General features: G+C 72.0%; 8 protein-coding genes. 3 read left to right on the plus strand and 5 right to left on the minus strand.

Translation table 11 applies throughout. The features are described from left to right. The first annotated feature begins 3 nt into the window (after positions 1-3). Together Aut01nite_RS18935 and Aut01nite_RS18940 are read left to right on the plus strand one after the other, a co-directional pair. A complete protein-coding gene (locus tag Aut01nite_RS18935; protein ID WP_043528641.1) occupies positions 4-678 on the plus strand; it encodes a hypothetical protein in 675 nt (224 codons plus the stop codon). Between the two features lie 129 nt (positions 679-807). Further along, on the plus strand, positions 808-1,428 hold the full coding sequence (locus Aut01nite_RS18940) for a GNAT family N-acetyltransferase (RefSeq protein ID WP_043528639.1): 621 nt from the start codon (positions 808-810) through the stop codon (positions 1,426-1,428). A gap of 14 nt (positions 1,429-1,442) precedes the next feature. Here the strand turns inward: Aut01nite_RS18940 and Aut01nite_RS18945 are convergent, their stop codons facing one another. The 3 genes from Aut01nite_RS18945 to Aut01nite_RS18955 form a co-directional block, all read right to left on the minus strand. After that, a complete protein-coding gene (locus Aut01nite_RS18945) occupies positions 1,443-2,282 on the minus strand; it encodes an aminoglycoside phosphotransferase family protein (RefSeq protein ID WP_043528636.1) in 840 nt (279 codons plus the stop codon). 37 nt (positions 2,283-2,319) lie between these two features. Next, positions 2,320-3,006 (minus strand): hypothetical protein, encoded by a 687-nt coding sequence (locus Aut01nite_RS18950; RefSeq protein ID WP_043528634.1) that lies wholly within the window; start codon positions 3,004-3,006, stop codon positions 2,320-2,322. A 64-nt stretch (positions 3,007-3,070) separates the two neighbouring features. Then, positions 3,071-5,908 carry a S8 family serine peptidase gene (locus tag Aut01nite_RS18955; RefSeq protein WP_052164146.1) on the minus strand — a complete coding sequence of 946 codons (2,838 nt, stop codon included), beginning with the start codon at positions 5,906-5,908 and terminating at the stop codon, positions 3,071-3,073. A gap of 921 nt (positions 5,909-6,829) precedes the next feature. Between Aut01nite_RS18955 and Aut01nite_RS18960 the strand changes: the two genes are divergently transcribed. Beyond that, entirely contained in the window at positions 6,830-7,666 is an 837-nt protein-coding gene (locus tag Aut01nite_RS18960; protein WP_043528630.1) for an FAD binding domain-containing protein, read from the plus strand. A 102-nt stretch (positions 7,667-7,768) separates the two neighbouring features. Here Aut01nite_RS18960 and Aut01nite_RS18965 read toward each other — a convergent pair whose 3' ends face one another. Together Aut01nite_RS18965 and Aut01nite_RS18970 are read right to left on the minus strand one after the other, a co-directional pair. Further along, on the minus strand, positions 7,769-8,623 hold the full coding sequence (locus tag Aut01nite_RS18965; RefSeq protein ID WP_043528628.1) for an NAD(P)H-binding protein: 855 nt from the start codon (positions 8,621-8,623) through the stop codon (positions 7,769-7,771). A gap of 37 nt (positions 8,624-8,660) precedes the next feature. Beyond that, positions 8,661-8,852, minus strand: coding sequence for a hypothetical protein (locus Aut01nite_RS18970; RefSeq protein WP_043528626.1), 192 nt, complete (start codon positions 8,850-8,852; stop codon positions 8,661-8,663). Positions 8,853-8,998: the final 146 nt, after the last annotated feature.

Below are 8,998 nucleotides of genomic sequence, written 5' to 3' on the forward strand. Positions count from 1 at the left end.
GCCTTGCTCCACCGGAAGATCTACACCGTCGCCGCCGGCGCCGCCCTGGCCCTGGCCCTGCAGGCCTGCTCCGGCAGCACCTCCTCCGAGGAGCCCGCCAAGGTGGCGGCCACCACTCCGGCCGTCTCCACTCCTGCCGCCGCCACCTCCGCAGGCGCTGCCGCTGAGAAGCCGTCCGCGACGCCGACCAGGAGCAAGAGCGACACCGAGCCCGGGGGTACGGGCGCCGCGGACCCGATCCTCGCCGGCAAGCGCCAGGTCGTCATCAAGCCCGTGCAGAGCACCGAGTCGATCGTCGCCCTGGACAAGGGCCGCCTCACCACGATCGACGGCGAGGCCGAGCACACCCTGTTCGTCCTGTCCCCGACCAGCGGCAAGTTCCTGATCAAGACCGCGAAGGTGGTGTCCGGCGGCGAGCCGCTCTGCCTGGTGATCAAGACCAACGGCAGTAATCCGCTGACCGTCGGCTCCGCCGCCTGTGACGCCGGCAAGGCCGACCAGCTGTTCACCATCGACGCGGTCGAGGGCAAGAATTACTCGATCGCCAACGGCGACGCGTTCCTGCAGCTCTCCGGCAAGTACGGCATCATCGCCCAGGAGCTCGGCGACGCCCCGCTGACGACCACGTTCAACTTCGTCGACAACGGCGCCTCGACCCTGCCGAAGCTCGGCGACTGACCGGCGGTCCTCGGGCGAGGGCGACCTTACAACAGGGACGACGGGGGCCTGGAAGGGCCCCTGTTGTCTCTTCGGCCACCGGTCTTTTAGGTTAGGCGAGCCTTACCTACTGCCGATGGAGGCCGTCCGATGAGCACGGAAACCTGGTCAGCGGAGTCGTTCCGGGAGCTCTCCGAAGGTCTCGACCCCGTGGTGCTGGCCGCCGGGCCGCCGCCCGTGCCGGCCCTCGACGGCGTGTGGCGGGTGCGTCCCGCCGACCCGGACGCCGGCGACGCCGAGCTGGTCGCCGAGTGGATGGCGCTGCCGCACGTGGACCTGTTCTGGGAGCAGGCCTGGCCGGTCGAGCGCTGGGCCGCGGTGTTGCGCCGCCAGCTCGCCGGATCGTGCACGGTGCCGCTGATCGCCTCCCGCGACGGCGTCGACCTCGCCTATCTGGAGGTCTACCGGACGCCGCGGGACGTGGTCGGCAGGTACTACCCGGCCGACCATCACGACCTCGGCGTGCACATCGCCGTCGGGCCACTCGGCGCCACCGGGCGTGGGCTGGGCCGGGAGCTGATCCGTGCGCTGGTGGCGGGCCTGTTCGCGGCCGATCCGGAGTGCGTGCGGGTGGTGGCCGACCCGGACGCCCGACACGAGAGAGCGCGGCGGATGTTCGCCGGGGCCGGGTTCGCGCCGCTGGCCGAAGTGGATCTCGGGCACAAACGTGCCGCGCTCATGTCGTACGAGCGACCGGCCGCACGCGCCTGAGAACCAGCCGGGGTTCAGCCGAGCGCCTCCGCGATCATGCGGTGGCCCTGGGCCTCGAAGTCGTCGAGGCCGTGCGCGTACGCCCAGGAGGCGGTGCCGATGCCCTCTCGCAGCAGGTTGCGGCGCCAGGCGGCGGACTCGCGCGGGTCGGACCCGTACCCCTCGATGAAAGCCTTCGCCAGGCCCGGATCGTCACGGAAATCCTGGACCTCGAGACGGCCGAAGTCGGTGTAGGCGGGCCGCAGCGCCGCCCGGCCGAAGTCGATGACACTGACCACGCCGTCGTGGATCAGCCAGTTGCGGGGCTGCCAGTCGCCGTGGGCGGGCACGACCGGGGTCTGCGGCTCGGGCCAGGACCGGATCAGCTTCCGGAGCCGTTCCACCGTGGGCGCGGCGATCCGGTGCGGGCCGTCCAGCGCCTTCAGCGACTTCTCGTTCTCGCGCCGCTCGTAGCCGTCGGTGCCGGCCGGCTGGGCGTGCAACAGCGCGAGCAGCTCGCCCGCCTGCCGGAACGTCTCCGGCTTCCGCTGGTCCTCGGTGTCCAGGACCAGATCGCCCGGCAGGTACGTGCAGACGAGGATCTTCGCCCGGTCGTCGCCGTGCCGCATCCGTGGCGCCCGGCCCCGGCTCGTCCACGGTGTCAGCCAGTGCCGGTGCGCGTTGATCTCCCGTGCGATGTGATGGTCAGCGGCCCCACCGGCCTTGACGATGAACCGCTCCCCGCCGTGGGTGACCTCCAGGACCGTGGTCTCCACCACGCCCCAGCTGTGATCCCGCTCGACCCGCAGGCCGGGAAGCCAGCCGTCCAGCAGATCCCGTTGGTGCGAAGTGAGTTTCCCGAGCCCGCCCGTCACGGCAGAAGCTTACGGCGGGCCCGGGCGGCGGCGGGGGTCAGCCCTCGACGACACGGGCCTGGAGGGCGGCGGCCAGCTCCGTCATGCGGCGTTCGGTCGCTTCGTCGGCGTCGGTGACCTCGATCAGATCCTCGTCGTGGAAGAACGGCACCGGTCGGCCGGACGGGTGGCCGGTCCAGCAGTGCACCGGCGGGCACTCGATCCATCGCAGCCCGGACGGTAGCCTCACCTCGACGCTGCTCATCGACGAGAAGTCGGGCTGGGCGGCGGCGAGTGCCGTCCACTCGTTCCACCGGATCGGAGCGTCGCCGTTCATCGACGCGCGGGTGATGACGAGCTGCCGGCGGTGGAACTCCTCCCGGTCGCGGTCCCCGGCGACGATCTGTGCACCGTCCCACTCGTACACTTCCGCGTCGTCGCCGATCACCCAGGCGTCGAAGTGCCCGGCCAACTCGATCATCCGGCGGATGAAGGCGTCGCTCGGATGCTTCGTGTCGAGCTGGCCTCGCTGGAACAGCAGGTACTCCTCGTGCACCGAGTCCTTCCACATCACGTAGCGGAAACCGGGATGCCGGGGCGCGTCCGGTGGAGTGAACAGGTCGGGCGCCGCGTCCACCGCCGCCGTGACCTCCTCGTCGAGAATGGGAAAGCGTTCACTCTCGTGGTCCCGGAATGCACGGGTGATGTGCAGGTAGCAGCCCATGCCGCCATCGTCGCCGATCATTGCGTTCCGTCGCTACGCGTGGGGGCCCCGGACGCATCGCGCCCGGGGCCCCCACGTTCAGCGGTCAGGCCGGCTCGAAGCCGGTGGCGTGCAGGGCGAAGGAGCGGATCGAGCCGGTGTCGGAGCCGACACCGTCGGTCACGTGCAGCGTCCAGGTGCCGTCGATGGGAGCGGACCGCAGGGACGTCAGCGAGCCGTCCGGCCGCCACGTGCCGGTGAACGGAGCGTCCGTCGAGGTCACCGACGAGAACGACGCCGCGGCCGTGTCGTCGAAGACCGCCTGGCAGATGTTGTTGCCGCCGCCGCCGTCCCGGGCGAACAGGGCGATCGAACGGCCGTCCGGTGCCGTCAAGGTGGCGGTCAGGTCACCGACCCAGGTGTGGTCGATGCCGACGGTCGTCGCGCCGGTGGTGGTGTTGCACTCGGTGCCGTCGATGGAGAAGGTCAGCGACGAGGCGTACCCCACGCCGGTCACCTCCACGCCGGCGGAGGCGCCGGCCACGTCGTTGTCCGGGATCGGGACGACCGGGCCGGTGTAGGCGAAGTCCCGCACCGTGGTCGACACCTGGCCGACCGGCACGAGCAGTTCGGCGGCGGTCGGCGACAGGATGCCGGCGAACGTGACGCGGGCCGACAGCTTCACCGGGCGGCCGAGCGGATAACCGGCGTCCAGTTTCAGCGTGTAGTCCCGGGTCTTGGTGGCGCCGGCGGCGATGTTGCCGTACGAGCGGGCCCGCGGCGTCACCGTCACCCCGGCGTCGGCGGTCTCCACCACCACGTTGACGCCGGTCGCCGTACCGTCGCCGACGTTCTCGGCCGGCACGGACACCGTCGCGGTCTCGCCCGGTTCCAGGTAGGCGTCGCCGTCGCCGGTGGTCGGGGTGACCGTCGGGGTGCCGGTCCGGACCAGCGGCTGCGGGGTGGCGCCGGTGTTGCGCAGCACCAGGTCGGCGCGGATCACGCCACTGCCGGTGCGGTTGTCGTACCCGGCCGGGGCCAGGTCCAGCGCGGTGCCGGTGAGCGCGGCCCGGATCTCGGCGTTGGTGGTGCCCGGGTTGCCGGACAGGACCAGGCCGGCGATCGCGGCGGCGTGCGGTGCGGCGGCCGACGTGCCGTAGAAGGTCTCGAAGCCCGGGACCGTCGTGGTGACGCCGTCGGCGGCGGTGATCTGCGGTTTGGCGCGGACGAACCCGCCGGTCGAGGAGAAGTTCCCGGGTGTGATCGGGGTGCCGTCGGCGTTGAAGAACACCCGTCGCGGCCCGTCCGAGGTGAACCGTTCCGGCTTGGACTGCTTGGTGAAGACGTTCGGGTACGGCCCGGTCGGGTTCTCCGGGTCCCCGGTCTCCAGCGGGAACGGCAACGGCTTCGCCGCGGGCGCCGCCGCCACCGAGAACGCCTGCTCGGCCGAGTTGTGGCCACGGGTCACGCCCGGGGTGGAGAAGCCCTTGAGCCCGTCCGCCGAGTCGGTGAACCGGCCCCGGAACACCGACAGCTGCAGGTAGCGGTCGGCGCCCGCGAACTTCACCACGGCCAGCCGCTGACCGGTGCCGGACCCGGTCTGCAGGGCCTCCCACGGGTCGTCGTCGCCGTTCTGGGTGTCCTGCGAGAAGGTCGTGACGTCGCCTGCCGCGTTGAACAGGTACAGGTCGTAGTCGTTGGCCGATCCGAGCAGCGGGTCGGCCCACCACAGGGTGGTCACCCGGCCGGCGCTGTTCGGCGACAGCGGGTTGAACACCTGCACGCCCGCGCCCGGGTCGAAGTCGTGCGCGTCTCCGGCGAACTTGCCGACGCCCCGGCCCGAGCCGGCGAAGTCGCCCTCCCAGTTGCCGGACGTGCCGTCGAGGGTGTTGCCCTCGTTGCCGGCCGAGCTGAAGTAGAACGCGCCGTCCGCGGTGACCGCGTTGACCGCCTGCGCCGGGAGCCCGTCCTGGAAGGGGCTCTCGTGGTAGTAGACGACGTCGTCGACGATGATGTCGCACCCGGCCTCGAACCGCAGCGCGCGGATGTTCGCCGCGAAGCTCGCCTCGCTGGTGAACGCGGTGGCGAACCCGAGCTCCGCCTTCGGCGCCAGGTCGTGGATGATCTCCAGCATCGCGGTGCCCTCGTCGCCGGAGCCCTCCTGGCCCGGCAGCACGTCGACGGCGGGCAGGTCACCGGACGCCTGCGAGGCGGCCAGGGAGTCGATGCCGTCGGACAGGGCGCAGATCTTGACGCCGACGCCGCTCACCTTGTACCTGGTCCGGGCGGTGTCGGCGGCGTGCGCCCGGTCTCCTTCGGAGACGGCGGCGCCCTGGGTGGGCGCGGCGGTCGCGGTCGCCTTGGCTGCGGCCTTCTGCTGAGCCCGTCGTACGGCGGACTCGATCCGGGCGGCCTTCGCCTCCTTCGTGTCCGCGGCCGGGCGTTTGCGCGGATCGGTCTCGTGGCTGCTGATCAGGCCGGTCTTGAGGCTGACCTCGGCCACGTCCTTCCACTCGGCGATCGCCGGCAGCGCGGTCAGCGGCGCCTCGACGAGGACCGTGTCCGCCGACGCGTGCCGGATCCCGGCGCCGACCCCGCGTAGCCGGTTCACCAGGGCGTCGTCGACCTTACCGGCCCGTACCAGAACCTCGGTCCGGCCGGAGGCGGAGACCTCGACCCCGGTCGACAGTTCCGGCAGCGCGTTCGCCGCCACCTTGCCGTTGCGTTTGCGCAGCTCGATCGCGAGCCGGCTGTCGAGTTTGCGCTCGGCCGGGGTCAGCGACTTCTTGAGCTGCTGGAGTGCGGCGATCTGCGCGTAGGCGCGGTCGGCCGGATCGGCCGGGGCCTTCGCTGCCGCGCCGGGCGCCGCGAGCGCCACCACGGTGGCCCCGATCGTGGCGATCGTCGCCGATCGCCGAAGGTCACGTCTACCTGAGATCTTCAAATGCCCGTCCCCCAACTGACATCCATCGATTCGATGCTCGTGGATATTAGTCGGACCGCGATCAAATCCGACACCCTCGATCGACAGTGCCGATCATCACTCGTTTCGATATGGGCAGTGACGGTGAGTAGTCGCCGGGGGTGGGGTGTGACGCTCGGGCGTGTCCGGAGACGATCAGGGAACCCCGGACACGCCCGTCTCACGTCACGCACCGTGCCCAGTGCCGCGTGAACGGATGAAAGGGATGAGCTCGGCCTTTCGGCCTTACCGCCCGTTGCGGTGAGCGGTGTCGAGTTGTTTCGATACCGGTCATGCGCATCGAGGCTCCCGGCAGTGCCGACTCGCATCCGGCGCTGGCCGCGCCCTCACCGGCCGCCGAGGAGACGGTGGTCGGGCGGTGCCGGGCCGGCATGTACGTCCTGGGAGACCGCATCGGCGCAGCCCCTGGAGACGCCGTTCCGGCACGGCGGCGGCGACGTCGTCGAGGCGACCGCGGAGGGCCGCGGGCTGCTCGACGGCAACGCGAGAATCGGGTTCGACCATGCCGGCCGGATTCTGATCGCCACGAGGCCCGGGTACACGGTGAGCCGTGGACCGTGGTGACGGAGGACGACCTGACCCCGGTCGCACACGTCCGTGGCGCGGCGGCCGAACCCGTACGCGGTGACTGGCCCGGTCTTCAGGTGAACGTCGAGCCCTCCGGCGCCCCGGGGCACGCGTTGCGGTGGGAGAGCCTGCCGACCGACCACGACCGTCCCCGGGGCCGGTGGCCGATCGGGGGATCCGACCTCTCGATCGTCACCTGGAAGGGTGGCACCCTTTCCGTGTCACATTCACCTGGCTGACAATGTGACGGCCTGCCGGACCAGCAAGCAGCCGTGCGGTCCCCCGGGGCGGAAACTGAACAGTGGAGGACGCCCGATGAACCCCACCACCGTGGAGTACCTCGCCGCCGACAGCGTCGACGAGGTGATGGCCGCCCTCTCCGACGGGGACACCGCGGTGCTCGCCGGCGGCCAGAGCCTCATCCTGGAGATGACCGGCACGTGCGCACCACCCCGCCGGGTCGTCGACATCAACCTCGTGCCGGGACTGGACACCCTCGACACCGGCGGCGGCACGCTGCGGGTCGGGCCGCTGGTCCGGCATCGGGCGTTCGAGGCGGACACCGTCCGCGGGCCGCTGGGCGACCTGATGCGCGCGGTCGTCTGCCACATCGGGCATCCGCCGGTCCGGGCCCGCGGCACGATGCTGGGCAGCCTCGCCTACGCCAACCCGGCGGGGGAGTGGCCGGCCCTGGCGGTCACCGTCGGCGCGCAGATGGTGCTGACCGGGCCGCGCGGGACCCGCACCGTGCCGGCCGAGCAGTTCTTCACCGGGCCGTTCACGACCGTGCGCCGCCCGGACGAACTGCTCGCCGAGGTCTGCCTCCCGGCGCTGCCGGAAGGCACCGGCACCGGGTACGCCGAGGACCGCCGGACCACGATCTATCCGCAGGCGGCCGCGATGGCGGCGGTCACCGTGACCGACGGTCTGGTCAGCGCCGCCGCGATCGGCCTGGTCAACGCCGGCCCGTGCCCGGTGCGGCTCCGCGCGGCCGAGCGGATCCTGATCGGCTCGGAACTCTCCGACGCCGCCATCAACGCGGCCGCCGCGGAACTGCCGTTCCCCGGGGACGGCCCGCAGCGCCGCGCCTTCGGCACGCTGACCCGCCGGGCGCTGACCCAGGCCCGCAAGAAGCTCGCCGGGGTGTCCTAGCGGTACATCCTTCCGGCACCACGTCGCCGGTGACCTCACCCCGGCCTGGGAGAGCCCCGGCCATCTACACCGCCGCGCCCGGTTCGCCGGCCCCCGCGTCGCTCAGCCTGCCGGCGTCGTGGGCGCGGCACACTCGCGAAGGGTCGCGCTGATCCCGGTGGCGCAGACGTGCCGCCGGTCGCCGCGCGGCTGCAGGACACCCCGGTTCGCGGCGTCGTAGAGCTCGGCCAGTTCGGCGGCGAGCAGCGGCGGCACCCCGGAGTCGGTGAGCGCGCCGAGCCACGCCTCCCGGGGCAGCGACACGACCTCCAGTTCGCGGCCGAGCAGTTCACCCAGTTCGCCGGCGACCTGCCGTTCGGTGTACTCCGGGGCCACCAGGTCGACGACCTCGCTGTCCTCCGGCGGGCTGACCAGGGCCGCGGCCGCCGTCGTACCGATGTCGCGGGTCGCCACCATCGGCACCGGCACGTCCGCGTCGCCGAAGACCGGGTAGACGCCCGCGCCCGTGGCCGCGCCGAGGATCTCCTCGACCTTCTCCTGGAAGTGCGGCGACCGGATCGCGGTGACCCGGGAGCCGGTGTCACGCAGCCGGCTCTCCAGGTGGTGCAGCCAGCGCACCGGCCCGTTGCCCTCGGCCAGGTCCGCCCCGAGCGACGAGAGCATCACGACGTGCGGCACCCCGCTGTCGGCGACCGCGCCGGCGATCGCATCGGCCAGTGCCCGATGTGCCGCGTCGTCACCGCCCGGCAGCGTCGGCAGCATCACGAACGCCCCGGCACATCCGCTCAGCGCCGCGGCCAGGGCCGGACGGTCGGCGAAGTCGGCCACCGCCGTCTCCGGATGGCCCGCGCCCTTGCGCGGGTCCCGGACGACCGCGCGGTAGGGGACGTCCGCCTCGCGCAGGGCCCGCGCGGTCGCTCCGCCGACGTGCCCGGTGACTCCGGTGATCGCGTACATCCGCTGTCTCCTTCGACTGGTTCTTCGTTGACTCCAGTCAAGCGGCAACGGGCGGGACGATCCATGGCTCGAACCCGCGCCCGCATGTTCCATCGTCCACGTCGAGGAGCGTCGCCCAGTCGCCCAGGGCGGTGGTCATCGCCCGGATGATGCCCGGGGCGGTGCGCAGCGTCGAGTGGTCACGACCGCAGCGCAGGTCGTAGATCGGGTTCGCCACGGTCAGCGTCATCGCTCCTTTGTGGCCCGCCACTGGCCGGTGCCGGGGTCTCCGACGAGTCAAGGCGGCCGCTGTCGGAGGGAAGTTGCACCGAGGCCGGCACATGCCCGGAGTGGACGGTCCTCCAGAACCACGACGAGGCCCCCGCCGGGTGTGGT

The organism is Actinoplanes utahensis (assembly GCF_016862455.1).
Taxonomy (GTDB): Bacteria; Actinomycetota; Actinomycetes; order Mycobacteriales; family Micromonosporaceae; genus Actinoplanes; species Actinoplanes utahensis.

What these genes read in the sequence shown, in the direction of transcription:
- Aut01nite_RS18940 (WP_043528639.1), top strand. Translation starts at nt 808, where the DNA reads ATGAGCACGGAAACCTGGTCAGCGGAGTCGTTCCGGGAGCTCTCCGAA.
- Aut01nite_RS18950 (WP_043528634.1), bottom strand. Translation starts at nt 3,006, where the DNA reads ATGATCGGCGACGATGGCGGCATGGGCTGCTACCTGCACATCACCCGT.
- Aut01nite_RS18960 (WP_043528630.1), top strand. Translation starts at nt 6,830, where the DNA reads ATGAACCCCACCACCGTGGAGTACCTCGCCGCCGACAGCGTCGACGAG.
- Aut01nite_RS18965 (WP_043528628.1), bottom strand. Translation starts at nt 8,623, where the DNA reads ATGTACGCGATCACCGGAGTCACCGGGCACGTCGGCGGAGCGACCGCG.
- Aut01nite_RS18970 (WP_043528626.1), bottom strand. Translation starts at nt 8,852, where the DNA reads ATGACGCTGACCGTGGCGAACCCGATCTACGACCTGCGCTGCGGTCGT.